Origin of the sequence: Cellulomonas sp. PhB150, from assembly GCF_003755175.1 — a bacterium.
Taxonomy (GTDB): Bacteria; Actinomycetota; Actinomycetes; order Actinomycetales; family Cellulomonadaceae; genus Cellulomonas.
The window spans coordinates 1,251,289-1,276,900 of the sequence record NZ_RKHX01000001.1; the positions used below are offsets into that span (position 1 = coordinate 1,251,289).

Annotated in this window: 20 protein-coding genes and 1 tRNA gene; 6 read left to right on the forward strand and 15 right to left on the reverse strand. The window is 71.7% G+C overall.

Annotation, left to right across the window (positions count from 1 at the left end; translation table 11 throughout):
- Positions 1-16: 16 nt before the first annotated feature.
- From rpsG to rplJ, 6 genes are all read right to left on the reverse strand, one after another.
- Positions 17-487, reverse strand: coding sequence for a 30S ribosomal protein S7 (gene rpsG, locus EDF34_RS05840; RefSeq protein ID WP_118767709.1), 471 nt, complete (start codon positions 485-487; stop codon positions 17-19).
- Entirely contained in the window at positions 487-858 is a 372-nt protein-coding gene (gene rpsL, locus EDF34_RS05845; protein WP_013770160.1) for a 30S ribosomal protein S12, read from the reverse strand. Before rpsL ends, rpsG begins: the two co-directional genes overlap by 1 nt.
- Before the next feature lie 469 nt (positions 859-1,327).
- Positions 1,328-5,197, reverse strand: a complete 3,870-nt coding sequence (locus tag EDF34_RS05850) for a DNA-directed RNA polymerase subunit beta' (protein ID WP_123370324.1) — start codon at positions 5,195-5,197, stop codon at positions 1,328-1,330.
- Between the two features lie 108 nt (positions 5,198-5,305).
- The gene (gene rpoB, locus EDF34_RS05855; RefSeq protein ID WP_123370325.1) at positions 5,306-8,815 is read right to left on the reverse strand and encodes a DNA-directed RNA polymerase subunit beta; all 3,510 of its coding nucleotides are present in this window, start codon (positions 8,813-8,815) and stop codon (positions 5,306-5,308) included.
- Positions 8,816-9,207: 392 nt separating this feature from the next.
- Positions 9,208-9,597 carry a 50S ribosomal protein L7/L12 gene (rplL, locus tag EDF34_RS05860; protein WP_123370326.1) on the reverse strand — a complete coding sequence of 130 codons (390 nt, stop codon included), beginning with the start codon at positions 9,595-9,597 and terminating at the stop codon, positions 9,208-9,210.
- Positions 9,598-9,696: 99 nt separating this feature from the next.
- Positions 9,697-10,227 carry a 50S ribosomal protein L10 gene (rplJ, locus tag EDF34_RS05865; RefSeq protein WP_118765717.1) on the reverse strand — a complete coding sequence of 177 codons (531 nt, stop codon included), beginning with the start codon at positions 10,225-10,227 and terminating at the stop codon, positions 9,697-9,699.
- A 297-nt stretch (positions 10,228-10,524) separates the two neighbouring features.
- Between rplJ and EDF34_RS05870 the strand changes: the two genes are divergently transcribed.
- Positions 10,525-10,941 carry a DUF4383 domain-containing protein gene (locus EDF34_RS05870; protein WP_123370327.1) on the forward strand — a complete coding sequence of 139 codons (417 nt, stop codon included), beginning with the start codon at positions 10,525-10,527 and terminating at the stop codon, positions 10,939-10,941.
- Entirely contained in the window at positions 10,938-11,525 is a 588-nt protein-coding gene (locus EDF34_RS05875) for a hypothetical protein (RefSeq protein ID WP_123370328.1), read from the forward strand. The genes EDF34_RS05870 and EDF34_RS05875 overlap by 4 nt, the downstream gene beginning before the upstream one ends.
- Before the next feature lie 5 nt (positions 11,526-11,530).
- On the opposite strand, the gene EDF34_RS05880 is transcribed toward EDF34_RS05875, so the two are convergent.
- Genes EDF34_RS05880 through EDF34_RS05890 form a run of 3 tightly spaced genes read right to left on the reverse strand, consistent with a single transcriptional unit; the run spans position 11,531 to position 15,276 of the window.
- Positions 11,531-14,140 carry a CHAT domain-containing protein gene (locus EDF34_RS05880; protein ID WP_123370329.1) on the reverse strand — a complete coding sequence of 870 codons (2,610 nt, stop codon included), beginning with the start codon at positions 14,138-14,140 and terminating at the stop codon, positions 11,531-11,533.
- 6 nt (positions 14,141-14,146) lie between these two features.
- Positions 14,147-14,650 (reverse strand): carboxypeptidase regulatory-like domain-containing protein, encoded by a 504-nt coding sequence (locus EDF34_RS05885; protein ID WP_123370330.1) that lies wholly within the window; start codon positions 14,648-14,650, stop codon positions 14,147-14,149.
- Complete coding sequence (locus EDF34_RS05890) at positions 14,647-15,276, reverse strand: RNA polymerase sigma factor (RefSeq protein ID WP_233575197.1); 630 nt, start codon at positions 15,274-15,276, stop codon at positions 14,647-14,649. The genes EDF34_RS05885 and EDF34_RS05890 overlap by 4 nt, the downstream gene beginning before the upstream one ends.
- Before the next feature lie 295 nt (positions 15,277-15,571).
- Between EDF34_RS05890 and EDF34_RS05895 the strand changes: the two genes are divergently transcribed.
- Both EDF34_RS05895 and EDF34_RS05900 read left to right on the forward strand, forming a co-directional pair.
- Entirely contained in the window at positions 15,572-17,371 is a 1,800-nt protein-coding gene (locus EDF34_RS05895) for a peptidase S32 (RefSeq protein WP_123370332.1), read from the forward strand.
- A gap of 54 nt (positions 17,372-17,425) precedes the next feature.
- A complete protein-coding gene (locus EDF34_RS05900) occupies positions 17,426-18,277 on the forward strand; it encodes a hypothetical protein (protein WP_123370333.1) in 852 nt (283 codons plus the stop codon).
- Positions 18,278-18,379: 102 nt separating this feature from the next.
- Here EDF34_RS05900 and rplA read toward each other — a convergent pair whose 3' ends face one another.
- From rplA to EDF34_RS05925, 5 genes are all read right to left on the reverse strand, one after another.
- Positions 18,380-19,099 (reverse strand): 50S ribosomal protein L1, encoded by a 720-nt coding sequence (gene rplA, locus EDF34_RS05905; protein ID WP_123370334.1) that lies wholly within the window; start codon positions 19,097-19,099, stop codon positions 18,380-18,382.
- Between the two features lie 194 nt (positions 19,100-19,293).
- Entirely contained in the window at positions 19,294-19,725 is a 432-nt protein-coding gene (gene rplK / locus EDF34_RS05910) for a 50S ribosomal protein L11 (RefSeq protein WP_123370335.1), read from the reverse strand.
- 82 nt (positions 19,726-19,807) lie between these two features.
- The gene (gene nusG, locus EDF34_RS05915) at positions 19,808-20,623 is read right to left on the reverse strand and encodes a transcription termination/antitermination protein NusG (protein WP_123370336.1); all 816 of its coding nucleotides are present in this window, start codon (positions 20,621-20,623) and stop codon (positions 19,808-19,810) included.
- Positions 20,624-20,694: 71 nt separating this feature from the next.
- Positions 20,695-20,973, reverse strand: coding sequence for a preprotein translocase subunit SecE (gene secE / locus EDF34_RS05920; protein ID WP_123370337.1), 279 nt, complete (start codon positions 20,971-20,973; stop codon positions 20,695-20,697).
- A gap of 134 nt (positions 20,974-21,107) precedes the next feature.
- Positions 21,108-21,180 (reverse strand) — tRNA-Trp (locus EDF34_RS05925).
- 184 nt (positions 21,181-21,364) lie between these two features.
- Between EDF34_RS05925 and EDF34_RS05930 the strand changes: the two genes are divergently transcribed.
- Complete coding sequence (locus EDF34_RS05930) at positions 21,365-22,582, forward strand: pyridoxal phosphate-dependent aminotransferase (RefSeq protein WP_123370338.1); 1,218 nt, start codon at positions 21,365-21,367, stop codon at positions 22,580-22,582.
- On the opposite strand, the gene EDF34_RS05935 is transcribed toward EDF34_RS05930, so the two are convergent.
- Positions 22,576-24,465 carry a hypothetical protein gene (locus EDF34_RS05935; protein ID WP_123370339.1) on the reverse strand — a complete coding sequence of 630 codons (1,890 nt, stop codon included), beginning with the start codon at positions 24,463-24,465 and terminating at the stop codon, positions 22,576-22,578. The two genes, EDF34_RS05930 and EDF34_RS05935, sit on opposite strands and share 7 nt — an antisense overlap.
- A 127-nt stretch (positions 24,466-24,592) precedes the next feature.
- On the opposite strand from EDF34_RS05935, the gene EDF34_RS05940 reads away from it, so the two are divergent.
- Positions 24,593-25,609 (forward strand): adenosine deaminase, encoded by a 1,017-nt coding sequence (locus tag EDF34_RS05940; protein WP_123370340.1) that lies wholly within the window; start codon positions 24,593-24,595, stop codon positions 25,607-25,609.
- Positions 25,610-25,612: the final 3 nt, after the last annotated feature.

Genomic DNA, 25,612 nt, shown 5'->3' on the forward strand with positions numbered 1-25,612 from the left:
GGCGACCGGGCTGGTGTTACCAGCGGTAGTGCGCGAAGGCCTTGTTGGACTCGGCCATCTTGTGCATGTCCTCACGACGCTTGACCGCGGCACCGAGGCCGTTGGACGCGTCGAGGATCTCGTTCATCAGACGCTCGGTCATCGTCTTCTCGCGGCGAGCGCGCGAGTAGTCGGTGAGCCAGCGCAGCGCGAGGGTCGTCTGGCGGACCGGACGGACCTCGACGGGGACCTGGTAGGTCGCGCCACCGACGCGGCGCGAGCGCACCTCGAGCGAGGGGCGCACGTTGTCGAGCGCGCGCTTGAGCACGACGACCGGGTCGCCCTGCGTCTTCTCACGCACGCCCTCGAGGGCGCCGTAGACGATCGCCTCGGCGACGGACTTCTTGCCGTCGAGAAGGATCTTGTTGATCAGCTGCGTGACGACCGGGGACCCGTAGACGGGGTCGACGATCAGCGGCCGCTTCGGGGCCGGACCCTTGCGAGGCATCAGCCCACCTTCTTCGCGCCGTAGCGGCTACGCGCCTGCTTGCGGTTCTTGACGCCCTGCGTGTCGAGGGCGCCGCGGACGATCTTGTAACGGACACCGGGGAGGTCCTTCACGCGGCCACCGCGCACGAGCACGATGGAGTGCTCCTGCAGGTTGTGACCGACACCCGGGATGTACGCCGTGACCTCGACCTGGCTCGAGAGGCGAACGCGCGCGACCTTGCGGAGGGCGGAGTTCGGCTTCTTCGGGGTCGTGGTGTAGACGCGGGTGCACACACCGCGTCGCTGGGGGCTGCCCTTGAGGGCAGGCGTCTTCGACTTGTTCGTCTTCGCCTGCCGGCCCTTGCGGACCAGCTGCTGGATCGTAGGCACTACGTCTCCGTCTGTTGGATGAGCTCTGGTCGACCGGATCCCGTCACCCTGGACGGCCGGCATGTTCGAGGAGTGCCGCCCGTCGCGCGGCTGCCTCGGTCTGTCTGGAGTCCCGAACCGACCCCCGCGCCCGGGCGTGTCGCCCCGTTCTCCGGCGCTGACGTCCTGCCAGGTCTCCCTGGCCAGATCGACGACGCTCGGTGGACGGTTCTCCACCCCGGCGCACCCACCGGACGAGTCCGGCGCGAGTGCACGCACGAGGGCCCGACGGCGCGGGCACGGTGTCCAACGTTACCTGCCGCCCCGGAGGGCGTCAAAGTGGCTGACCAGCGCGACGGCCGAGGGCCATTCGTGGGCAGAGGACGTCCTCCAGGCTACGCCCCTGCCCCTGTGGTGCACCAGGGACGAACGGCCCGAGGGGGCCCACCGCGGACGGTGGACCCCCTCGGGGAGAAGCAGACCTACGAGATCAGCGGAAGTCGCCGAAGTCGATGTCCTCGAGCGGGATCGCGTCGCCCGAGCCGAGGCCCAGGGCGGGGAAGTCGATCTCGTCGTAGCCGAAGGTCGGGTACAGCTCGGCCTTGGCCTCCTCGGTCGGCTCCACCGCGATGTTGCGGTAGCGGGGCAGGCCCGTACCAGCGGGGATGAGCTTGCCGAGGATGACGTTCTCCTTGAGGCCCAGCAGCGGGTCGGACCGACCCGACATCGCGGCCTCGGTGAGGACGCGCGTCGTCTCCTGGAAGGAGGCCGCGGACAGCCACGAGTCCGTCGCGAGCGACGCCTTCGTGATGCCCATGAGCTCCGGACGGCCCGAGGCCGGCTGGCCACCCTCGGACACGGCCTTGCGGTTCGCGTCCTCGAAGCGGCCACGCTCGGCCAGCTCGCCGGGGAGCAGGTCGGTCGTGCCCGAGTCCAGCACGGTCACGCGACGCAGCATCTGCCGCACGATGACCTCGATGTGCTTGTCGTGGATGTCCACGCCCTGCGAGCGGTAGACCTCCTGGACCTGGTCGACCAGGTGCTCCTGCGTCTTGCGCGGGCCGAGGATCCGCAGGACCTTCTTCGGGTCCACGGCGCCCTGGACGAGCGACATGCCGACCGTCACGCGGTCGCCGTCCTGCACGAGCAGGCGCGAGCGCTTGGTGATCGGGTAGGCCACGGGCTCGATCTCGGAGTCGTCCGGCGTGAGCAGGATGCGCCGCGAGCGGTCACCCTCCTCGATCGTCACGACACCCGAGTACTCCGCGATCGGCGCCTCACCCTTGGGGGTGCGGGCCTCGAAGAGCTCCTGGACACGGGGCAGACCCTGCGTGATGTCGTCGGCCGACGCCACACCACCGGTGTGGAAGGTACGCATGGTCAGCTGCGTGCCGGGCTCACCGATCGACTGGGCCGCGATGATGCCGACGGCCTCGCCGATGTCGACGAGCTTGCCCGTGGCCAGCGAACGGCCGTAGCACTTGGCGCAGGTGCCGACGCGCGACTCGCAGGTGAGCACCGAACGCACCTTGAGCGCGTCGACACCACCCTCGAGCAGACGGTCGAGCAGGACGTCGCCCACGTCGTCGCCGGCGTGGCCGACGATCTCGCCGTCCACCTCGACGTCGGTGGCCAGCGTGCGCGAGTAGACGCTCGTCTCGACCTTGTCGTGACGACGCAGACCGTCGGTCCCGGCCACGCCGATCGGCATGCTCAGGCCGCGCTCGGTCCCGCAGTCCTCCTCGCGGACGATGACGTCCTGCGAGACGTCCACCAGACGACGCGTGAGGTAGCCCGAGTCGGCGGTCCGCAGAGCGGTGTCCGCCAGACCCTTGCGGGCACCGTGCGTGGCGATGAAGTACTCGAGGACGGACAGGCCCTCGCGGTAGTTGGACTTGATCGGGCGGGGGATGATCTCGCCCTTCGGGTTCGCCACGAGGCCGCGCATACCGGCGATCTGACGGACCTGCATCCAGTTACCACGCGCACCCGAGCCCACCATGCGGTACACGGTGTTGCGGTCCGGGAAGGACTTGCGCATCGCGTCGGCGACCTCCTCGGTCGCACGGGTCCAGATCTCGATGAGCTCCTGGCGGCGCTCGTCGTCGGTGATCAGGCCCTTCTCGTACTGGCCCTGCACCTTGGCAGCCCGACCCTCGTAGTCCTCGAGGATCGCGGCCTTGCCGGACGGCGTGGCCACGTCGGAGATCGCGATGGTGACACCCGAGCGGGTGGCCCAGCGGAAGCCGGCCTCCTTGAGCGCGTCGAGGGACGCCGCGACGGCGACCTTCGGGTAGCGCTCGGCGAGGTCGTTGACGATGACCGAGAGGCGCTTCTTGTCGACGACCCCGTTCTCGTACGGGTAGTCGACGGGCAGCAGCTCGTTGAAGAGCGCGCGGCCCAGCGTCGTCTCGTAGACCAGCGGCTCGCCCTCGGACCAGCCCTCGGGCGCGTCCTCGGCGGCGAGCACCAGGTCGTCGAAGAGGATCCGGACGACGGCGTTCAGGTCCAGGCTGTGCTGGTCGAACGCCATGATCGCCTCGGACACCGAGCTGAACGTGCGACCGGCGCCCAGGGCGTCGTTCCGGTCGGACGTCAGGTGGTACAGACCGATGATCATGTCCTGCGAGGGCATGGTCACCGGACGGCCGTCCGACGGCTTGAGGATGTTGTTGCTCGAGAGCATGAGGATGCGGGCCTCGGCCTGCGCCTCCGCGCTCAGGGGCAGGTGCACGGCCATCTGGTCACCGTCGAAGTCCGCGTTGAACGCGGCGCAGACGAGCGGGTGCAGGTGGATGGCCTTACCCTCGACCAGCTGGGGCTCGAACGCCTGGATGCCGAGACGGTGCAGCGTGGGTGCGCGGTTGAGCAGCACCGGGTGCTCCGTGATGACCTCTTCGAGGACGTCCCAGACGACGGGGCGCGCGCGCTCCACCATCCGCTTGGCCGACTTGATGTTCTGCGCGTGGTTGAGGTCCACGAGGCGCTTCATCACGAACGGCTTGAAGAGCTCCAGGGCCATCTGCTTGGGCAGACCGCACTGGTGCAGCTTGAGCTGCGGGCCGACGACGATGACCGAACGGCCCGAGTAGTCGACGCGCTTGCCGAGCAGGTTCTGGCGGAACCGGCCCTGCTTGCCCTTGAGCATGTCGGAGATCGACTTGAGCGGGCGGTTGCCCGGACCCGTCACCGGACGGCCACGACGGCCGTTGTCGAACAGCGAGTCGACGGCCTCCTGGAGCATCCGCTTCTCGTTGTTGACGATGATCTCCGGCGCACCCAGGTCGAGCAGGCGCTTGAGCCGGTTGTTGCGGTTGATCACGCGGCGGTACAGGTCGTTCAGGTCGGACGTCGCGAAACGGCCACCGTCGAGCTGGACCATCGGACGCAGGTCCGGCGGGATGACGGGGACGGCGTCGAGCACCATGCCGGTGGGCGAGTTGCTCGTCGTGAGGAACGCGTTGACGACCTTCAGACGCTTGAGGGCACGCGTCTTGCGCTGGCCCTTGCCCGTCTTGATGATCTCGCGCAGCGAGTCGGACTCGGCCTCGAGGTCGAAGGCCTCGAGACGCTTCTGGATCGCCGCGGCGCCCATCGAGCCCTCGAAGTAGTTGCCGTAGCGGTCCTGCAGGGACCGGTAGAGCAGCTCGTCGCCCTCGAGGTCGGCGACCTTGAGGTTCTTGAAGCGGTCCCAGACGTTGTCCAGGCGGTCGATCTCGAGGTCCGCACGCTTGCGGATCTGCGCCATCTCCCGCTCGGCCGAGTCGCGGACCTTGCGGCGCGCGTCGGCCTTGGCACCCTCGGCCTCGAGCTCGGCCAGGTCGGCCTCGAGCTTCGTGGCGCGGGTGTTCACGTCGTTGTCGCGGCGGTCCGAGATCTCCTTGCGCTCCAGGTCGATCTCGTTCTGGAGGTTGGGGAGGTCCTCGTGCCGACCGTCGACGTCGACCCAGGTGATCATGTACGCCGCGAAGTAGATGACCTTCTCGAGGTCCTTCGGGGCGAGGTCCAGCAGGTAGCCCAGTCGCGAGGGCACACCCTTGAAGAACCAGATGTGCGTGACGGGCGCGGCGAGCTCGATGTGGCCCATGCGCTCACGACGGACCTTCGAGCGGGTCACCTCGACGCCGCAGCGCTCGCAGATGATGCCCTTGAAGCGCACGCGCTTGTACTTGCCGCAGTTGCACTCCCAGTCCCGGGTGGGACCGAAGATCTTCTCGCAGAACAGGCCATCCTTCTCCGGCTTCAGGGTCCGGTAGTTGATGGTCTCGGGCTTCTTCACCTCGCCGTGCGACCAGGCACGGATGTCGTCGGCCGAGGCAAGGCCGATACGCAGCTCGTCGAAGACGTTGACGTCGAGCAAGGGGGGTCCTACTTCCTTCGCTTGCCGGCTCGTGCCGGCGGACGGAAATGGTGCAAGGGGTGCGGGCGCCCGCCGCCCACCCGTGAGGCAGGGCGGCGGGGCTCGGCGTCAGATCTCTTCGATGCTGCTGGCGTTCGGCCGGCGCGACAGGTCGATGCCGAGCTCCTCCGCTGCGCGGTAGACCTCGTCGTCGTTGTCCTTCATGTCGATGGAGACACCGTCCGAGGACAGGACCTCGACGTTCAGGCACAGCGACTGCATCTCCTTGAGGAGGACCTTGAAGGACTCGGGGATGCCCGAGTCGGGGATGTTCTCCCCCTTCACGATCGCCTCGTAGACCTTGACGCGGCCGGGCACGTCGTCGGACTTGATGGTGAGGAGCTCCTGGAGCGTGTAGGCAGCGCCGTACGCCTCGAGGGCCCACACCTCCATCTCACCGAACCGCTGACCACCGAACTGCGCCTTACCACCCAGCGGCTGCTGCGTGATCATCGAGTACGGGCCGGTCGAGCGTGCGTGGATCTTGTCGTCGACCAGGTGGTGCAGCTTGAGGATGTACATGTAGCCGACCGAGACGGCCTCCGGGAACGGCTCGCCGGAGCGGCCGTCGAAGAGGAGACCCTTGCCGTCGCCCCCGACGGTGCGGACGCCGTCGCGGTTGGGCAGCGTGCTCGAGAGCAGCCCGGTCAGGGCGTTCTCCTGCAGGCCGTCGAACACCGGCGTCGCCACCGGGTTGCCCGGCCCGCTGCTCGCGGCGATGGCGGGGACGTTGTCCTTCCAGGACAGGTCGCCCTCGGTGGCCAGGGAGATGTCCCAGCCCTGCGCGGCGATCCACCCGAGGTGGACCTCCAGCACCTGGCCGACGTTCATGCGCCCCGGGACACCCATCGGGTTGAGGATGATGTCGACCGGCGTGCCGTCCGCGAGGAACGGCATGTCCTCCTGCGGCAGGATCGTCGAGATGACGCCCTTGTTGCCGTGACGGCCGGCCAGCTTGTCGCCCGCGGTGATCTTGCGGCGCTGGGCGATGTAGACGCGGACCAGCTCGTTCACGCCGGCGGGCAGCTCGTCGCCGTCGTCGCGGCTGAACGTGCGGACCTCGATGACCGTGCCGGACTCGCCGTGGGGCACCTTGAGCGACGTGTCGCGGACCTCGCGCGCCTTCTCACCGAAGATCGCACGGAGCAGGCGCTCCTCCGGGGTCAGCTCGGTCTCACCCTTGGGCGTGACCTTGCCGACGAGGATGTCGCCGGCCGCGACCTCGGCACCGATGCGGATGATGCCGCGCTCGTCGAGGTCCGCGAGGACCTCCTCGGAGACGTTCGGGATGTCCCGCGTGATCTCCTCGGGGCCGAGCTTGGTGTCGCGCGCGTCGACCTCGTGCTCCTCGATGTGGATCGAGGACAGCACGTCGTCCTGCACGAGGCGCTGCGACAGGATGATCGCGTCCTCGTAGTTGTGGCCCTCCCACGACATGAACGCGACCAGCAGGTTGCGGCCGAGCGCGAGCTCGCCCTCGTCCGTGGCCGGTCCGTCGGCGAGCACCGAGCCGGGCTCGACGCGGGCGCCGGCGTCGACCAGCACGCGCTGGTTGTAGCTGGTGCCCTGGTTCGAGCGGCGGAACTTCGCGACGCGGTGCGTCGTGGTGGTGGCGTCGTCGTTCGCGATGGTGATGAGCTCGGCCGACACCTCCGTGACCACACCGGGCTTGCTCGCGACGATGACGTCGCCCGCGTCGATGGCCGCGCGGCGCTCCATGCCGGTGCCGACGTACGGCGCCTCGGAACGGACCAGCGGCACCGCCTGGCGCTGCATGTTGGCACCCATGAGGGCGCGGTTGGCGTCGTCGTGCTCGAGGAACGGGATCAGGGCCGTGGCCACCGACACCATCTGGCGCGGGGAGACGTCCATGTAGTCGACGTTCTCGCCGGCGACGTACTCGATCTCGCCGCCCTTGACGCGGACCAGGACGCGGTCCTCCTCGAAGTGGCCGTTGGCCTTGAGGGGCGCGTTGGCCTGGGCGATGACGAAGCGGTCCTCGTCGTCGGCGGTGAGGTACTGGACCTCGTCGCTGACCTTGCCCTTGATGACCTTGCGGTACGGGGTCTCGACGAAGCCGAACGGGTTGATCCGTCCGTAGGTCGCGAGCGAGCCGATCAGGCCGATGTTCGGGCCCTCAGGGGTCTCGATCGGGCACATGCGGCCGTAGTGCGACGGGTGGACGTCGCGGACCTCCATGCCGGCGCGGTCACGGGACAGACCACCCGGGCCCAGCGCGGACAGACGACGCTTGTGCGTCAGGCCGGCGAGCGGGTTGTTCTGGTCCATGAACTGCGAGAGCTGCGACGTGCCGAAGAACTCCTTGATCGACGCCACCACGGGGCGGATGTTGATCAGGGTCTGCGGCGTGATCGCCTCGACGTCCTGCGTCGTCATGCGCTCGCGCACGACGCGCTCCATCCGGGACAGGCCCGTGCGGACCTGGTTCTGGATGAGCTCGCCGACCGCGCGGATGCGACGGTTGCCGAAGTGGTCGATGTCGTCGGGCTCGACGCGGACCTCGACGGCCTCGCCGGCACGCGTGCCCGGCAGGGTCACGACGTCGGCGTGCAGCGCGGCGAGGTACTTGATCGTCGCGACCACGTCGGCCAGCGACAGGACCGAGTCGGCCAGAGGGACGTCGATGCCCAGCTTCTTGTTCAGCTTGTAGCGGCCGACCTTCGCGAGGTCGTAGCGCTTCGGGTTGAAGTAGAAGTTCTCGAGCAGCGCGCGACCGGCCTCGACCGTGGGCGGCTCGCCCGGGCGGATCTTGCGGTAGAGGTCGAGCAGCGACTCGTCCTGCGTCTGGACGTGGTCCTTCTCGAGGGTGTCGATGACGGCGGGGAACGCGCCGAACTCCTCGCGGATCTCGGCCTCGCTCATGCCGAGCGCCTTGAGCAGCACGGTGGCGTTCTGCTTGCGCTTGCGGTCGACGCGGACGCCGACGTTGTCGCGCTTGTCGATCTCGAACTCGAGCCAGGCTCCGCGGCTCGGGATGACCTTCGCCGTGAGGATGTCCTTGTCGGACGTCTTGTCCGCGGTGCGCTCGAAGTAGACGCCCGGCGAGCGGACGAGCTGCGAGACGACGACGCGCTCGGTGCCGTTGATGATGAACGTGCCGCGCTCGCTCATGAGCGGGAAGTCGCCCATGAAGACGGTCTGGCTCTTGATCTCACCGGTGGTGTAGTTCACGAACTCCGCGGTGACGAACAGCGGGGCGGCGAACGTGAAGTCCTTCTCCTTGCACTCCTCGGCCGTGTACTTCGGCGGCTCGAAGCGGTGCTCGCGGAACGACAGCGACATGGTGCCGCCGAAGTCCTCGATCGGGGAGATCTCCTCGAAGATCTCCTCCAGGCCGGCGGTCCCGGGAACGTCCTGGCGGCCGGCCTCGAGAGCGGCGGCCACGCGGGCCTGCCAGCGCTCGTTGCCGAGCAGCCAGTCGAAGCTCTCGGTCTGCAGACCGAGGAGGTCGGGGACCTCGAGCGGCTCGTGGATCTTGGCGAAGGAGATGCGACGTGATGCGGTGCGGTTCGCAACGGCGTCGGCGGACGGAGCAGAAGGGGTGCGCGAGGCAGCCAAGAGGGGTCCTTCCCTGCAGTTCGTTTGCACGCAGCGCGGGGTCCCGGCGGATCACGACCCCCCGGCCTCGCAGCACTCCACGTCGCGCACGTACGACGTGTGAGGGCTCGGGTTATACGGGATCGCGGGCACAGGCCAGCGCAAAGCGCTAGCATACGCAGCCCGCCGGGGAAAGTCCACCCGGCACGGACGACCGCCAGCGACCCGGGCGTCACCGCCCTTGGACGACTCCCTCGTCGTCGGTCGCCATGGTGACACACGCCACCCGTCGCGCGAAACTCCGACCCGCCCGCGCGGGTCCTGGCTCGACGTGCGGAGGCCGTGAAACTGCGGAAGCCCGCACCCCCTGGGGGGTGCGGGCTTCCGTGCGCTCCGGCAGGCCGGAGCTCAGATCACTTGAGCGTGACGGTCGCGCCGGCGCCCTCGAGCTGCGCCTTGGCCTTCTCGGCGGTCTCCTTGTTCGCGCCCTCCAGGACGGCCTTGGGGGCGGCGTCGACGAGGTCCTTGGCCTCCTTGAGACCGAGGGACGTGAGCGCGCGCACCTCCTTGATGACCTGGATCTTCTTCTCGCCGGCGGCCTCGAGGATGACGTCGAACGCGTCCTTCTCCTCCTCGGCCGGGGCGTCCGCGCCGGCGCCGCCGGCGGCAGGGGCGGCCGCGGCGACCGGGGCGGCCGCGGTGACCTCGAAGACGTCCTCGAACGCCTTCACGAACTCGGAGAGCTCGATGAGGGTGAGGCCCTTGAACTGCTCGATGAGCTCGTCGGTGCTGAGCTTCGCCATGAGAGGCGTTCCTTTCTTCGGTGCCAGGCGGCGGTGTGGTGTGCCGGCCTCAGCAGGGTGTGGGTGTGCGCGGTCGCGCGATCTCGGCGGGTGCCGGGATCAGGCAGCTGCGGCTTCCGAGTCCTGCTTCTGGCGCAGGGCATCGATGACACGGGCGGCCTGGGCGGTGTTCGCGGTGAAGGCGTAGGCAGCCTGGTAGAGCTTGCCCTTCATCGCGCCGGCCGCCTTGGCCAGCAGAACCTCGCGCGACTCGAGGTCCGCGAGCTTGGTGACCTCGGCAGCGGTCAGGGCGCGTCCGTCGAGGACACCGCCCTTGATGACCAGTGCCGGGTTCGCCTTGGCGAAGTCACGCAGTCCCTTGGCGGCCTCGACCGGGTCGCCGGTGACGAAGGCGATCGCCGACGGGCCCGCGAGCGCGTCGTCGAGGCCGGTCAGACCAGCTTCCTTGGCCGCGATCGCGGTCAGCGTGTTCTTCACCACGGCGTAGGTTGCGTTGCCGCTGAGCGCGACGCGGAGCTTCTTGAGCTGCGCGACGGTGAGCCCGCGGTACTCGGTCAGCACGGCCGCGTTCGACTCGCGGAACTTGTCCGTGAGCTCTGCGACTGCGGCTGCCTTGTCCGGCCTCGCCATGGCAATCCTTCCAGTGGTGGTGCCACCGGCTCCTGGCCCCGAACGTAGAAAGAGCCCCGCGCAGGCGCGGGGCTCGGCATCCGGACTGGTCCGGGGGCTGAACTCTCACCTGCGCTGGCTCCCGCTGTGCGGGACTTCGGGCGGTCCGACGAATCGGGCCGACAACCGGCGGTCTTGGGCGGGAGCAACAGTACGCGAGGCCGGGCCGACGACCAAATCGCCGGGTGGACCCATCCGCAGGGAGCGGGGCACCGAACCCGGGGCGTACACGATCCCGACCCCGAAAGGGTGCCCACCATGAGCCAGTCACCGAACCGCGTCATCGGAGCCGTCTTCGGCGCCGTCTACCTCCTCGTCGGCGTCGCCGGCTTCTTCGTCACCTCGGGTGTCGCGTTCGCCGGGACCGACGGCAAGGCCCTGATCATCTTCGACGTCAACCCGCTGCACAACGTCATCCACCTGCTGATCGGCGCCGCCCTGCTGATCGCGGCGACCCGGTCCGTGCCGGCGTCGAAGGCGGTCAACACGACCGTCGGGGCCGTCTACCTGCTGGTCGGCGTCGTCGGCCTGTTCCTCGTGGGCTCGGGCGCCAACATCATCGCCCTCAACGGCGCCGACAACGTGCTGCACTTCGCCAGCGCGATCCTGCTGCTGGGCGTCGGCCTGGGCGCCGACAAGGCTGCCCGCACGTCGGCCACCACGGCACGAGCATGAGCACGGGCCCGCGTCCGAGCACGGTGGCGTTCGCCGACGACGAGCGGACCGCGACCTTCGTCGCACGCTCGTGGGCGTCGCTCGCCGCGCTCGGCGCGGGCCTCGTCCTGCTCGCCCTCGGCGCGGAGCACGTCACCGCGCACCCCGTCGTCGGCGCAGCGCTCCTGGGGCTCGGCGTCGCCGAGCTCGTGTGGTCCCTGGCCGCGATGCGCGGCCCGCTCCCGCTGCCCCGCACGACCCTCGGCGTCCTGCTGGGCGGCGCGGTGGGGTGGGTGCTCGCCGCCCCGGCGGTCGGCACGCTCGGCGCGGCCGAGCTCACCGCCGTCGGGCTGCAGCTGCTGGCCGCGGTCCTCGTGGCCGTCGCGACGCGCACGACGACGAGCGCCGCGAACCCGTCCGCCCGGTCGCACCCGCTGGGCCGCCTCGGCCTCCTGGCCGTCGGTGCGTTGGCGGTCGCCTCGCTCACCGTCCCCGGGCTCGCGTCGACCGATGCCGGCGCGCACGCCCAGCCGCACGGGTCGCACGGGCTGCCGGGCTTCCCCGGCCTCGGCGGCCACGCGGGCCACGCGGGCCACGGCGGCTGACGACGTCACACGGGCGCACCGAAGCAGATCAGGGGCACGAGCGCCCCGGTCGCCTCGCGGGCCTCGTGCGTGGCGGTCGCGACGGCCGTGGCGATCGGGACCTCGTCGCGCAGCAGGGCGTGGGTGCGCGTCATGACCCGCAGCGCGGTCTCGTCGGGCAGCGGGGCGAGCGCGGCGACGACGCACCCGACGCCCGTGCGCAGCAGCACGCTGGCGAGCCCGAGCGCCTCCCCACCAGCACGGATGCTGGCGCGTCCCACCTCGCACGACGAGAGCAGGACGAGGTCCGGCACGGCACCGCCCATGTCCAGCTCGTGGGCGAACAGCGGCCCGTCGGCGAGCCGGACCGAGGAGAACAGCGGGTTGTCCGGCTCGTGCCGCCCGTGCGCCGCCAGGTGCACGATCCCCGGGGACGCCAGCAGCTCGACCATCCGGGCCACGGTCGCGTCCTCGCCCACGACGACCTCCACGTCGGGCCACAGCTGACCGATCTCCGTGACCTCCGCCTCGGCGTGCCGGAGGCCCGGGCCTGCGGCCGCGCTCACGTGGGTGGGGCGCCCCGCCGCGCTGCCGGCGTAGCGCATCCAGTGGTGCACCGACGGCGCCACGACCGTCGGCCGTCCGCTGCGCGACGGCAGCATCGACCAGGGCAGGACGCCGAGCCAGCCGGCAGCGACGACGACCAGCTCGTCGGGCGCCAGCAGCGCGGGCGCCAGGCGGGCCTCGATGTGCGCGAGGCTGCGGTCGAGAGACCGGTTCGCGACCGCGCGCAGGTCGGCCGGCACGAGCGGGTTGGCGAGGACCTCCAGGTCGGCGTGCACACGGCGCACCTCCTCGGCCACGTCGGCCGCCGGGCCGAGCGTGTGCAGGGTCGAGCCCGAGTCGTCGACCCGCACGGCGAGCAGCTCTCCGCGGTGCTCGAGCACGTCGAGCAGCACGCTGCCCGCCCGGCGCTCGACGGTCCGGCGCACCTCGGCCGTGCGGGCCGCGCGCTCCTCGCGCGCACTGCCGCGCTCGTGCCACGACCGCGCCAGGATCTCGTGCTTGAGCCGCTGCGCCTCGCGCACGTGCCGCACGCGGACCGGGTCCGAGGCGGGCAGGTCCGGCGCCTCGCGGCCCGCGTCGATGAGCCGGCGCAGGTCCCACAGGAGCTCGGCGGTCTCGGGGTCGCTCGGCGGGTTCACCCGCGGGGACCCGCCGATGACCGACCGCACGCGCTCGGCCGCCTCCAGCACGGCCGCCGGGCGCGCGTTCGAGAGCGCGAGCTGCATGTCGAGGTCGGCCAGCGCGGTGCCGTGCACGGCGCCCGCGGTGCGCAGGTCGAGCGAGCCGAAGCGGGCGCGGTGGTTCTCCAGGTCGCGCTGACCTGCGCGGACGTAGCGTGCCGCACGGCCGGGCTCGTCGGCGGCGATCGCCAGGACCGCGCGGATGCGGCGGCCGTGCAGGCGCACCGCGAGCGGGTCGTCCGTCCGCACCGGCCCGAGGGCCTCGAGCAGCCCCGCCGGGTCAGGCACGGCGCCACGGGCCAGGTCGGCCTCGATGCGGACGTACGAGGCGGCGTCCTGCCAGACGCGTCGCCCGGTCGCGGCGCACAGGTCCTCAAGCACGGCGGCCCGCCGTGACAGCCCCGCCCAGGCCGTGCGGGTGCGCGCGTCGGTCGGGGACGTCGCGAACGCGGCGGCGTCCGCCTGCAGGGACAGGAGCGTGGCGCGCACGGCCCAGGCCTCGTCGCCGCGCCGCCGGAAGCGTCGTCGGGCGGACGCGGCGAACGCCCGCGCGGCCTCGAGGTCGCCGCGCAGCAGCGCGCACTCCGCGCGTCCCAGCTCGCACTCGGCCACGTCGCGCGTCAGCCGCTCGGCGGCGAACATCGCGGCCGCCTCGGCGAGGGTCGCGTCGGCGACGCCCACCAGCCCTGCCTCGAGCAGCACGTCGCTGCGGTCACGCAGGGCCGTGGGTCGGGGCGGGCCGGGGAGCGTGCGGGCCGCGGCCTCCATCTGGGCGAGCGCCTCGGGCAGGTGCCCGGCGTAGAAGTGCACGTAGCCGAGGTTGTGCTCGGCCTTGAACAGCAGCCGGTCGAAGCCCGCCTGCCGGGCCCGCCGCGCGCACTCCCCCAGGTCCGCACGGGCGGCTGACAGCTCGCGGCGCTCGATGTGCAGCACGCCGCGGTTGAGCAGCGCCCGGCAGCCGTCGACCGGGTCGGCCACGTCGATCGCGTCGATCACCGCGCTGAGCAGCTGCAGTGCCTCGTCGTGCCGTCCGGCCCGCAGCGCGGCCAGCCCGCGGGTGCCGTCGATCGCGGGCTGCAGGCCGGGCCACACCTCACCGGCACCGGTCTCGACCATCTCGTCGAGCCGCTCGGCGGCCGTCCGGGTGCGCGTCCCCGTCTCGGCCTCGCTCTTGACGAGCTCGGTGAGCGCTCGCGCTCGCACCCGGACCACGGAGCGGACCCGGTTGCTGGGGTCGATGCCGTCGAGCGCCGCGAGCGCGCCGTGCAGCCGCCGCCGCGCGCGCTCGGGTCGCCCCTCCGCGTTGTCCGTCTCGGCGCGCCCCACCACCCCGACGACGGCGTCGAGGGATGCCGGTCCGGCCGCTGCCGGGCCGTGCGAAGGGGACATGTGCGCCTAGAGCTCGATCTGCGGGGTGACCACCGGGACGGTGGGGTCGGAGGGCCGACGCAGCACGAGCCGCGCGGGACCACGGTCGACGTCGACGAACGAGAACCTGCCGTCCTCGTCGGAGACCGTGACGGTGACGTCGCCCCCCTGGTGCAGCTCGACCTCGATCTCCTCGGCCGGCGCGGCCCAGCCGTCGACCCGCACGTGACCGGCCTCGGGACGCACGGAGATCATCACGGTGAGCACGTCGGTCGTGAACGTGATGGTGCCGGCCTCGATGCTGGTCTCGTCGGCCCGCACCGCGAGCGCCGGCTCGCCGACCAGGCGCAGCTCGGCCACCTCGGCGTGCAGGGCCTCGATCGTCAGGGCCATGCCGATGCGGTCGACCAGGCCTGCCGGCACCGGGTCTGCGAGCTCGACCATCCGGGCGAGGTCCTCGAAGATGACCCGGTCCGTCGCGTCGAGCGTGCCGGCGGCCAGCAGGGCGAGGGTCGCGTCGTCGTGGCTCATGACAGGCTCCAGGTGGGGTCGGCGGTGAGTGAGGCGCGCAGCTTGGCGAGGCAACGGCCGCGGGTCGGGCCGATGCTGCCGACGGGCATGCCGAGTGCCTGGGAGACGACGGCGTAGTCGGGGCGCTCGACCATCGCGACGAGGCCGAGCAGCTTGCGGCACCGGTCGGGCAGCGCACTGACGTGCCCCCACAGCGCCTCGTCCCGCTCGGTGCGGACCGCGACGCTGTCCGGCCGGTCCTCCGCAGGGGTCGTGAGCCATTCGGTCGCGTGCTCGTCGTTCGTCTGGCGCACCTGCTCGTCGCGGCTGCGACGCACGGTGCGCCACGCCGAGCGCTTGGCGGTGACGAGCATCCACTGCAGGGTCGCGCGGGGGTCGCGGATCTGGTCGATGTCGCGGACGAGTGTCAGCCAGACGTTCTGGACGATGTCCTCGGCCTGCTCCTTGTCCGTGCCCTGCGCACGGACCGTGTGCCACAGCAGCGGCGTCATGACGTGGACGAGGGCGGCGAGCGGGGCACGCTCGCCCTCGCGATAGGCGAGCACCGCACGGGCTGCCTGGTCGGCGAGCCCCTCCCCCTGGTTGCGGAGCGCGGTGTCCACCGGCTCCACCAGGTCGTCACTCATCATGGACCCCTCACAGCAGGCTCGTCGGGCGGCCGCCCCCGTCAGAGTAGGGCGGCCCTCACATACCGGACAAGGACCGTCGACGGCGCACCTCACGGTGGCCGCCGGCCGACGCTCGCCTGCTCCGGACGCCGGGAAGGAGCACGGCATCCGGCGCCCTGATACATCGGTCCCGACATTCACCCGTTCGCGTGTATCTGGGCCGTATCGCGCGGCTCTTGACCGGGTGCCGCGGCCACGCTGAGATGCCACGTCCGGTACCCGTTCGAGCCCGATCCACCAGGAGACGCCCGAGATGAGTGAGCAGGAGAGCGCGGACCTCACGCGCGACCAGATCCGTCCGACGAAGCGCAGCGTCGAGGACGCGCTGCTGGCCCGACCCGGCGTGATCGGCGTCGACATCGGCGAGAAGTGGTCCGGGGGCGCGCCGACCGGGCGCCAGGCCATCGTCGTGCACGTCACGGCGAAGCGCGGCGACGACGAGCTCGACGACACCGACCGCATCCCCTCGAGCTTCGCGGGGATCCCGACGGACGTGGTCGAGCACCGCGTCTCGGCGCTGTCGGTCCAGGAGCACGCGACCGACGAGACCGCCGAGGCACCCCCGACCCGGCTCCGCACCCGGCCGCTGGCCGGCGGGCTGAGCTTCGGGCCCGCGGACGTCGTGACGATCCCGGTCGACGGGATCGCCCAGCGGCGCACGGTGAACGGCACGCTCGGCGTGCTGGTCGTCGAGCGTCACACGGGACGCACGTTCGGCCTGACCAACTGGCACGTCGCGGCCGGCGACGGCCTGGAGGACCTCGGCAGCACGTGGGTCCAGCCGGCCCTCGCCGACGGCGGCGACCCGCACCGCGACCGCATCGGCGCGCTGGTCCGCGGCACCCTGACCGACCGGATCGACGCCGCCGTGGTCGCGCTCGCCCCGGGTGCCCCCTGGCTGCCCGGCATCGTCGGGATCGGTCCGGTCACCGGGTCGACGACGGCCACCGAGGGGATCACCGTCCGTAAGGCCGGCCGCACCACCGGCCTGCGGACCGGCACCGTCACCTCGACCGACTACACCACGTCCGTCGACTTCGGCCCCGGCATCGGGTGGCGCACGCTGCGCGAGCAGGTCCGGATCGAGCCGGTCGCCGACGGCGGGGCGTTCTCCGCGGGCGGCGACTCCGGGTCCGCGGTGGTCGACGAGCAGGGGCGCGTGGTCGCACTGCTGTGGGCGGGCGAGGACGACGGCAGCTTCGCGGTCGCCAGCCCGATCGCCGTGGTGCTGGACACGCTGGGGATCGACGTCCTCAGCGTCCAGCGGGCGCGCGCGATCGCCGAGGCGCGCAGGCGGGCGCCCCGCACGCCCGCGGTCGGCGGGTGGGGGGCGTTGCTGCCGCCGATCTCGGCGGCGTACGGAGCTCGTCGGCGGCGCCCTGCGCGCCGGGCTGCACGGGCGTGGGACGCGGGCGAGCCGCGGCAGACGAGCGCCGCAGGTGGGCAGCGGGCCGCCGGCGAGCGCCCCGGAGCGGGTCCCGCCACGCGGGCCTCGGCCGCCAACGGCGCGACGCGGTCGGGTGCGGCGGCGCACGCCCAGCCGTTCACCGAGCCGTTCACCGAGCCGTTCACCGAGCCCTTCACCGAGCCCTTCACCGAGCCCTTCACCGAGGCCGTCACCAGCGACCCGTTCACGGAGCCGTTCACCGAACCTTTCACCGAGCCCTTCACCGAGGCCCTCGGAGCGGACCCGTTCACCGAACCGTTCACGGAACCCTTCACCGAACCATTCACCGAGCCCTTCACCGAGGCCCTCGGAGCGGACCCGTTCACCGAGCCCTTCACGGAACCCTTCACCGAACCGTTCACCGAGGCCCTCGGAGCGGACCCGTTCACCGAACCGTTCACGGAACCCTTCACCGAACCGTTCACCGAGGCCCTCGGAGCGGACCCGTTCACCGAACCGTTCACGGAACCCTTCACCGAGCCCTTCACCGAGGCCCTCCGCGCGACCGCCACCTCTCCGGAGGCACGTGCACGGCTCGTCGCGAGCCTCCGCCTCCGCGAGGCGTTCTGGGCCGGCTACGTCGCCGCGGTCACCCGCGGGCGCTGAGCCCGGTCCCTCACCACGCCGATCGATGACCACGACCGAGAGGGCCCCGAGGCCATGACCGACCTGCGACTCGTCGAGCGCCGCCCCGCGCTGCACGTCGTCCCGAGCAGCACGAGCACGCACGGCATCGACCGGCGCCCGCTCGTGCGCGAGCTCGAGGACGTCGTCGAGCGCATGCACGATCACGGAGCGACGCCCCGGCTCCGCTCGGACCTCGTCGCGCTGCTCGGCGCCTGGGCCAGCGCGCTCGTCGACCTCCACCGCGCCCGAGTCCCGATCACCGACGCACCCCCGGTCCTGCCGTGGGTGCTGGAGGACGGCCTGCCGCTGTGGCTCGACGAGGTCGCCCCCGAGGCGGGGCCGGTCTGGGCGGTGCGCGCCCACCCGGGCGTCGCCCACGCCTTGGAGCGGACGCGGCTCGGGTGGTCGGCCGTGCAGAGCACGCACGGCGACCCCAACGGTGACGTGGTCGTCGTCGAGCGCGAGCACGGGTTCGTGCGCGCGCACCTGGACGGAGCCGACGGGTCGCCGTGCCGGGGGGTGCTCGGCGACCCGCGGTGGGACGTCGCGACCGTGGCGGACTGGCTCGCGGTGGCGCTCGGCCCGGCGCTCGACCCGCGGTGGGGCATCGACCCCGCGGCGACGTTCGTCAGCCGGTACCGCGCCCATGGCGGCGACGCGCTGCCGTCTCGGCACATGGCGGTCGCCCGCACGCTGACGACCGCCGTCGAGTGGACCGCTCAGCTCGCCGTCCTGACGGAGCCGGACGACGAGGCGCTGGCCTGGTTGTCCGGGCTGTGGAGCCGGCCGCTCGCCCTGCTGGGTGTGGCGACCGGTGCTCGGTCCAGCGAGTCCCGTGCGGGCGCTGCTTCCCGCACGGTGCTGGCCGGCGCGCCGCAGGCGTAGTCCCGATCCGCAGGGGGGATCGGGCGTACGACCGGCCGGGCACAACGACGAAGGCCCGATCCGCAGGGGGGATCGGGCCTTCGTCGTACGGTGCGGGCAGCGTCAGGCCGCGTCGTCCTCAGAGGTGAGGTTGCGCGTCTTGTTCTGGTCCAGCGGGATGCCGGGGCCGTTCGTCGTCGAGATGGTCGCCTTGGCGATGTAGCGACCCTTCGAGGACGACGGCTTCAGACGCAGGATCTCGTCGAGCGCCGCGGCGTAGTTCTCCACCAGCGCGACGTCGGAGAACGAGGTCTTGCCGATGATGAAGTGCAGGTTCGCGTGACGGTCCACGCGGAACTCGATCTTGCCGCCCTTGATGTCGGCGACGGCCTTGGCGACGTCCATGGTCACGGTGCCGGTCTTCGGGTTCGGCATGAGACCGCGCGGGCCCAGGACCTTGCCCAGTCGACCGACCTTGCCCATGAGGTCCGGCGTCGCGACGGCGGAGTCGAAGTCCGTGTAGCCCTTGGCGACCTTGTCGATGAGCTCGTCGCCACCGACCTCGTCGGCGCCGGCCGCACGGGCCTGCTCGGCGCGCTCGCCCGTCGCGAAGACGATGACGCGGGCGGTCTTGCCGGTGCCGTGGGGCAGGTTGACCGTGCCGCGGACCATCTGGTCCGCCTTGCGCGGGTCGACACCGAGGCGGAAGGCCACCTCGACGGTCGCGTCGTACTTGGTCGTCGACGTGGTCTGGGCCAGTCGGACGGCCTCGAGCGGCACGTAGAGCTTGTCTGCGTCGATCTTCTCGACCGCGGCGCGGTACGCCTTGCTGTGCTTGGCCATCTGCTTGTTCTCCTGTTCAGCAGTCGTGGTCTTGTCGGGCCGCACTGGCCCTGCCACTGATTCCGTCAGCGAACCGTCAGCTCGCTGTTCTTGCGTGGTGCTTCCACGTCGCCCCGCCCGCTGTACCTGCTCTCGGGCTGAGCGCCGCTGCGTGATCGGCGGGTGCTTCGCCCCCACCGATCACTACGCTCTGCTCAGCCCTCGACCTTGATGCCCATCGAGCGGGCCGTGCCGGCGATGATCTTCTCGGCGGCGGCCAGGTCGTTGGCGTTGAGGTCCTCGAGCTTGGTGGTCGCGATCTCGCGCACCTGGTCCTTGGTCAGCGTGGCGACCTTGACCGTGTGCGGGGTCGGCGAGCCCTTGGCCACACCGGCGGCCTTCTTGATGAGCTCGGCGGCCGGCGGCGTCTTCGTGATGAAGGTGAACGTGCGGTCCTCGTAGACCGTGATCTCGACGGGGATGACGTTGCCGCGCTGGGCCTCGGTCGCCGCGTTGTAGGCCTTGCAGAACTCCATGATGTTGACGCCGTGCTGACCCAGCGCCGGACCGATCGGCGGCGCGGGGGTGGCGGCGCCGGCCTTGATCTGGAGCTTGATGAGGCCGGTGACCTTCTTCTTCGGGGGCATGCTGTGTTCCTTTTCGTGTGGTGGGCCGACGCCGTGGGCGATGACCCGGTTGCAGGACCGCCCCGCTGCGGGGGCGGCTCAGTCAGATCTTGGCGACCTGGCTGAAGGCGAGCTCGACCGGGGTCTCCCGGCCGAAGATGGAGACGAGCACCTTGAGCTTCTGGCTCTCGGCGTTGATCTCGGAGATCGTCGCGGGGAGCGTGTCGAAGGGGCCGTCGGTGACGGTGACGGACTCGCCCACGGTGAAGTCGACCTGGATCTTCGGGGCGGCCTTCGCGCCGCCCGTGGTGCCGGCCGGAGCCTTGACCTCGAGCGTCGGCGCCAGCATCGAGAAGACCTCGTCGAGCGTCAGCGGGACGGGCTGGTGCGTGTGGCCCACGAAGCCCGTGACGCCGGGCGTGTGCCGGACGGCGCCCCACGACTCGTCGGTGAGGTCCATGCGCACGAGGACGTAGCCGGGGATCCGGACGCGGCGCACGACCTTGCGCTGCGCGTTCTTGATCTCGACGACCTCCTCCATGGGGACCTCCACCTGGTAGATGAAGTCCTCCATGTTGAGGCTCTGCGTGCGGTTCTCGAGGTTCGCCTTCACGCGGTTCTCGTACCCCGCGTAGGAGTGGATGACGTACCAGTCGCCGAACTGGCTCTTGAGCTGCGCCTTGAACGCGGCGACCGGGTCCTCGTCGACGTCGGGCTCAGCCTCGTCTGCCTCGTCGGACTCGGACTCCGACTCGGCGTCGGCGTCGACCTCGTCGGACTCGACCTCGTCCTGCTCCGGCTCGCCATCGACAGCGGGCGCGTCGACGTCGCCCGCGGGCACCTCGACGGCCTCGACCGACGCCAGCGCGTCCTCGAGCTCGGCGGTGGCCGGCGTGGGCTCCTGCGACTCCTGCGACACGTGCGAACCTGCTTTCTACAAACGTTGGTGGCGGGCGAGCCCGCGGGCGTGACGAGTGGGGATCAGGCGGGTCAGCCGAACATCCACAGGGTCAGCTTGCCGATGCCGATGTCCACCACGGTGACGAAGGCCATGACCACGGCCACGAACACCAGGACGACCGACGTGTAGGTGATGAGCTCCGAGCGCGTGGGGCGCACGACCTTCTTGAGCTCGGAGACCACCTGGCGGCAGAACAGCGCGATGCGGGCGAACAGACCCTTGCGGGCGTCCTTCGACGACTTCGCCGCCGAGTCAGGCGTGCGCGGCGCGTCGGCGCCCGGCGCAGCGGAGGCTGCTGTTTCGCTCACGTCTGGCCCCTACGTCTCGTCGTGGTCGGCCCCCGTGCGGGTACCGACGTGACGGACGGCCGACGCGTCGCGCCGGACCGTCCGGCGGTCCTGCTCGCATGTCCCGCCGGGAGTACCCGGACGGACCGCGTGCGCAGGGCAGACAGGACTCGAACCTGCAACCTGCGGTTTTGGAGACCGCTGCGCTACCAATTGCGCCACTGCCCTACGGCGGATCTTCCCGTCACGAGTCCCCGGGCGCCCTTCGCAGGGCGCGGAGCATCATGGCGTGCGTCAACCGCCGACGGATCACTGTACGCGACCGGAGCCGGTGGGTCGAACCGCCCACCGGTGGGTGCCCGACGGACGAAAGGCCGCGCCCAGCCAGCGTGACCTCTGCCACTATGGATCCGTGAGCGAGCCGACCTCCCGTCCCCGTGTCTCCGCCCGTCTGGCAGCGATCGCCGAGTCGGCGACGCTCGCCGTCGACGCCAAGGCCAAGGCCCTCAAGGCCGCCGGTCGCCCGGTGATCGGCTTCGGCGCCGGCGAACCCGACTTCCCGACGCCGTCGTACATCGTCGACGCCGCCGTCGCCGCCGCGAAGGACCCCGCCAACCACCGGTACACGCCGGCGGCGGGCCTGCCGGCGCTGCGCGAGGCCATCGCGACCAAGACGCTGCGCGACTCGGGCTACGAGGTCGCCCCGTCCTCGGTGCTCGTGACCAACGGCGGCAAGCAGGCCGTCTTCCAGGCGTTCGCCGCGGTGCTGGACCCGGGCGACGAGGTCCTGCTGCCCGCGCCGTACTGGACGACCTACCCGGAGGCGATCCGCCTCGCGGGAGCGGTTCCGGTCGAGGTGTTCGCCGGCGTGGACCAGGGCTACCTCGTGACGGTCGAGCAGCTCGAGGCGGCACGGACCCCGCGGACCAAGGCGCTGCTGTTCAACTCGCCGTCCAACCCGACGGGCGCGGTCTACTCCCCCGAGGAGACCGCCGCGATCGGCCGCTGGGCGCTCGAGCACGGCATCTGGGTCATCACCGACGAGATCTACGAGCACCTGACCTACGACCACGCCGTGTTCACGCCCGTCGTGCGCGTCGTGCCCGAGCTGGCGGACACCACCATCGTGCTCAACGGCGTCGCCAAGACCTACGCGATGACCGGGTGGCGGGTCGGCTGGATGATCGGTCCCTCGGACGTCATCAAGGCCGCGACCAACCTGCAGAGCCACCTCACGTCGAACGTCGCCAACGTCTCGCAGCGGGCCGCCATCACGGCACTGAGCGGCGACCTGGCGGCGGTCGAGGAGATGCGCACGGCGTTCGACCGCCGGCGCCGCACGATGGTCGAGATGCTCGGTGCGATCGACGGCGTGACGATCCCGGCGCCGCAGGGCGCGTTCTACGCCTACCCCTCGGTCGAGGGCGTGCTGGGCCGGACGATCCGCGGCACCACGGTGACCACGTCCGCCGAGCTGGCCACGGTCATCCTCGAGGAGGCCGAGGTTGCGGTCGTGCCCGGCGAGGCGTTCGGCCCGAGCGGGTACCTGCGCCTGTCCTACGCCCTGTCCGACGACGACCTCGTCGAGGGCGTCGGCCGGATCCAGAAGCTGCTCGGCGAGGCTCAGTAGTCGGACGCGTCGGGCGGCGCCCACAGCACGTTGCCGTCCCCGTCGACGAGCGCGCCCTCGTCGGAGACTGACCACTGCTCGACGACGACGCCGTTCGGGTTGAGCAGCTGGCCCTTCCCGTCGAGCGTGTAGCCGCCCATGCCGGAGTCGACCGACTCGTCCGACCCGTCGCTGGACTGGTCGGTCGGCGGCTCCAGCAGGCCGTCGAGGTCCGACCCGTCCGAGGTGATCTCCCCGAGGTCCTCGTCAAACTCCTGGTAGTCCCCGAAGCCGCTGCCGAGGACCAGCTCCTGCAGCCAGGTGCCGTCGTCGAGCTCGCCTGAGTCCTTCAGCTCCTGCAGGTGCGTGCTGACGATGCTCGACCAGTCGGCCGTCGTCGCGAGCAGGGACACGTGCCAGCCCCCGTCGCCGTCCACCGCCACGAGGCCGAAGTCGCTCAGCCCGAGCTCCTTGCCGAGCTTCGAGTCGTCGGCGCACAGCTTCTGCCCGGACGACTCGTCGGTCACGCACACGCCCTCGAACGTCGCGGGGTGCTCGCCCCCCAGGGTGACGCGCTCGATCGCCAGGCGCGTGTGGTCGGCGTCGATCCGCGTCGGTCGGAAGCGGGCTTCGCCGAGGGTCGGGTTGCCGGTGTCCGCGTCCGCCTCGTCGAGCCATGCCTGCACGTAGACGGACACGAACCGCGCCTCGGCGAGCGGCAGCGCGGCGACCATCGGGCGGGTGTCGCCGCCGAACAGCGTCGCCACGGCGCCGACGAACTGCGTCCCTGCCGCCTCTGCCGTGTCCGCGCCGGCGGCCGACGACCGGTCCGGCATCGCACCGCGGTCGCCGTCGGTCTCGACGTTGACGTACTCCCCCAGCGTCATCAGCGGGCTCACGTACCAGGAGCCGCCCTCCTCGACCGCGACGAGGAACGGCTGCTGCGGCCCGGCCTCGGCGTCCCAGGTGAGCTCGGTCGCGTCGACGGACCACGGCAGGGCCTGGTCGACCTCGGTGGCCGCCTCGTCCCACATCTCGTCGGTGCTACCGCCGGTCAGGCCCTCGAGCCCGCCCATCGCGGGCTCGTAGACGTCGGCCAGCGCGTCCACGATCTCCTTCGCGTCGCCGTCGACGGTCAGCGTGCCGGCGACGACGGAGACCTTGGCCAGGCCGTCGCCGATGGGCTCGACCGTGACGTCGAGCCCGGCGAGGTCGACGTCGAACGCGTCGAGGACCTTGATGAGCTTCTTGCGGTTCGCTTCGTCGTCGGCGCCGGTCTGGGCCGAGAGCATCGGCGAGAGGGCGTCGATCTCCGCCGGGGAGATCGCGCCGTAGACCGCGATGCCGTCCTTGTGCGCGACGCCCTCGATGAGCTGGGTGACCGCGGCCTCGGGCGTGGGCGCGCCGTCGAGCTTGCTGAAGACCATCAGGTAGGCGGCCAGGGCGCCGCCACCGACGAGCACGACGGCCGTGGCGACCAGGCCGATCCACAGGCCGCGGCGCGAGCGCGGAGGCTCGCCCTTGAACGAGACGTCCTGCACGGCACCGGCGGGCTGCACGGAGGCGGGCTGCGCGAAGGGGGCCGGGGCGTAGGCCGCGGGCGCGGGAGCTGCGGACGTCTGCGTCGTCGCGGCCTGCCGCGCCCAGCCCGAGCTCAGGGTCGTCGGCTCGGGCGCCCAGCTGACGGGCGCCGGCGGGGCCAGCCGCTGCGCCGCGCCGGCCGCCCGGGCCGCGAGCGCGGCGTCGACGGCGGGGTCGCGCAGCGTCGCGAGCCAGTCGAGCAGCGCAGGCTGGGCCGCGGGGTTGGCGGCGACCACGGGTCGCAGATCGGGTCGCTGGGAGACGATCCGCGCGAGTGCTGCGGCCGGTGCCTGCGGGTGTGCGGCGATCGTTGCGTCGTCCATCGGCCCAGCCTTCTGCGTGCCCCCTGCCGGTGCGGGTGCTGGCCGGCCCTGCCAGGCTATGACCCCGCTGTGCGCCGCGAGCCTGCCGTCCGGGTGATCTCTCGGGCAGAACTGGCACACTGGCCACGTGCGTGACCTGGAGAAACTCCCCAAAGCGCACCTGCACCTGCACTTCACCGGATCCATGCGGGTCTCGACGCTCGCGGACCTGGCGACGCGGCACGGGGTGCGGCTGCCGTCCCAGCTCCTCGACGACGACCCCCTGCACGTGCCGGCCGACGAGCGCGGCTGGTTCCGGTTCCAGCGCCTGTACGACGCGGCCCGCGCGTGCGTGCGCGGCGAGGCGGACATGCGCCGGATCGTGGCCGAGGCCGCGCTCGACGACGCCGCCGAGGGGTCCGGCCGGCTCGAGATCCAGGTGGACCCGACGTCGTACGCGCCGTTCGTCGGCGGCATCACCCCCGCGCTGGAGATCGTGCTGGACGCCGCGCGCGAGGCCGGCGAGGCCGCGGGCATCGAGGTCGGCGTCATCGTGGCGGCCTCCCGGATGCGGCACCCGCTCGAGGCGCGCACGCTCGCCCGGCTCGCCGCCCTGCACGCCGGTGACGGACCCGGGCAGGTCGTCGGGTTCGGGCTGTCGAACGACGAGCGGCGCGGCGACACCGCCGAGTTCGCGGGAGCGTTCGCGATCGCGCGACGGGCCGGGCTCGCCTCCGTGCCGCACGGCGGCGAGCTGCTGGGCCCCGCGCACGTCGAGGCGGTCGTCGACAACCTCGCGCCCGACCGGCTGGGGCATGGGGTGCGCTCGGCCGAGGACCCGCGCGTGCTGGACCGGGTCGCCGCGCACGGGATCGCGCTGGAGGTGTGCCCGGCGTCGAACGTCTCGCTCGGGGTCTACGGCTCGCCCGACGAGGTCCCGCTGCGGACCCTCGTCGACGCCGGGGCCCAGGTGGCCCTGGGCGCCGACGACCCCCTGCTGTTCCGCTCCCGGCTCGTGGCGCAGTACGCGATCGCGCGCGACGTGCTGGGCTTCAGCGACCCCGAGGTGGCCGACCTCGCGCGCTCGTCGATCCGCGCGAGCCGGGCGTCGGGGTCCTCCAAGACCGCGATGCTCGCAGGCGTCGACGCGTGGCTGGCGAGCTGACCG

Excerpts from the sequence above, each read along its gene's own strand:
- EDF34_RS05870 (WP_123370327.1), top strand. The coding sequence starts at position 10,525 with ATGAGCCAGTCACCGAACCGCGTCATCGGAGCCGTCTTCGGCGCCGTC.
- EDF34_RS05890 (WP_233575197.1), bottom strand. The coding sequence starts at position 15,276 with ATGAGTGACGACCTGGTGGAGCCGGTGGACACCGCGCTCCGCAACCAG.
- EDF34_RS05875 (WP_123370328.1), top strand. The coding sequence starts at position 10,938 with ATGAGCACGGGCCCGCGTCCGAGCACGGTGGCGTTCGCCGACGACGAG.
- EDF34_RS05935 (WP_123370339.1), bottom strand. The coding sequence starts at position 24,465 with ATGGACGACGCAACGATCGCCGCACACCCGCAGGCACCGGCCGCAGCA.
- EDF34_RS05885 (WP_123370330.1), bottom strand. The coding sequence starts at position 14,650 with ATGAGCCACGACGACGCGACCCTCGCCCTGCTGGCCGCCGGCACGCTC.
- EDF34_RS05895 (WP_123370332.1), top strand. The coding sequence starts at position 15,572 with ATGAGTGAGCAGGAGAGCGCGGACCTCACGCGCGACCAGATCCGTCCG.
- rplL (WP_123370326.1), bottom strand. The coding sequence starts at position 9,597 with ATGGCGAAGCTCAGCACCGACGAGCTCATCGAGCAGTTCAAGGGCCTC.
- EDF34_RS05880 (WP_123370329.1), bottom strand. The coding sequence starts at position 14,140 with ATGTCCCCTTCGCACGGCCCGGCAGCGGCCGGACCGGCATCCCTCGAC.
- EDF34_RS05900 (WP_123370333.1), top strand. The coding sequence starts at position 17,426 with ATGACCGACCTGCGACTCGTCGAGCGCCGCCCCGCGCTGCACGTCGTC.
- rpsG (WP_118767709.1), bottom strand. The coding sequence starts at position 487 with ATGCCTCGCAAGGGTCCGGCCCCGAAGCGGCCGCTGATCGTCGACCCC.
- rplJ (WP_118765717.1), bottom strand. The coding sequence starts at position 10,227 with ATGGCGAGGCCGGACAAGGCAGCCGCAGTCGCAGAGCTCACGGACAAG.
- rplK (WP_123370335.1), bottom strand. The coding sequence starts at position 19,725 with ATGCCCCCGAAGAAGAAGGTCACCGGCCTCATCAAGCTCCAGATCAAG.
- rplA (WP_123370334.1), bottom strand. The coding sequence starts at position 19,099 with ATGGCCAAGCACAGCAAGGCGTACCGCGCCGCGGTCGAGAAGATCGAC.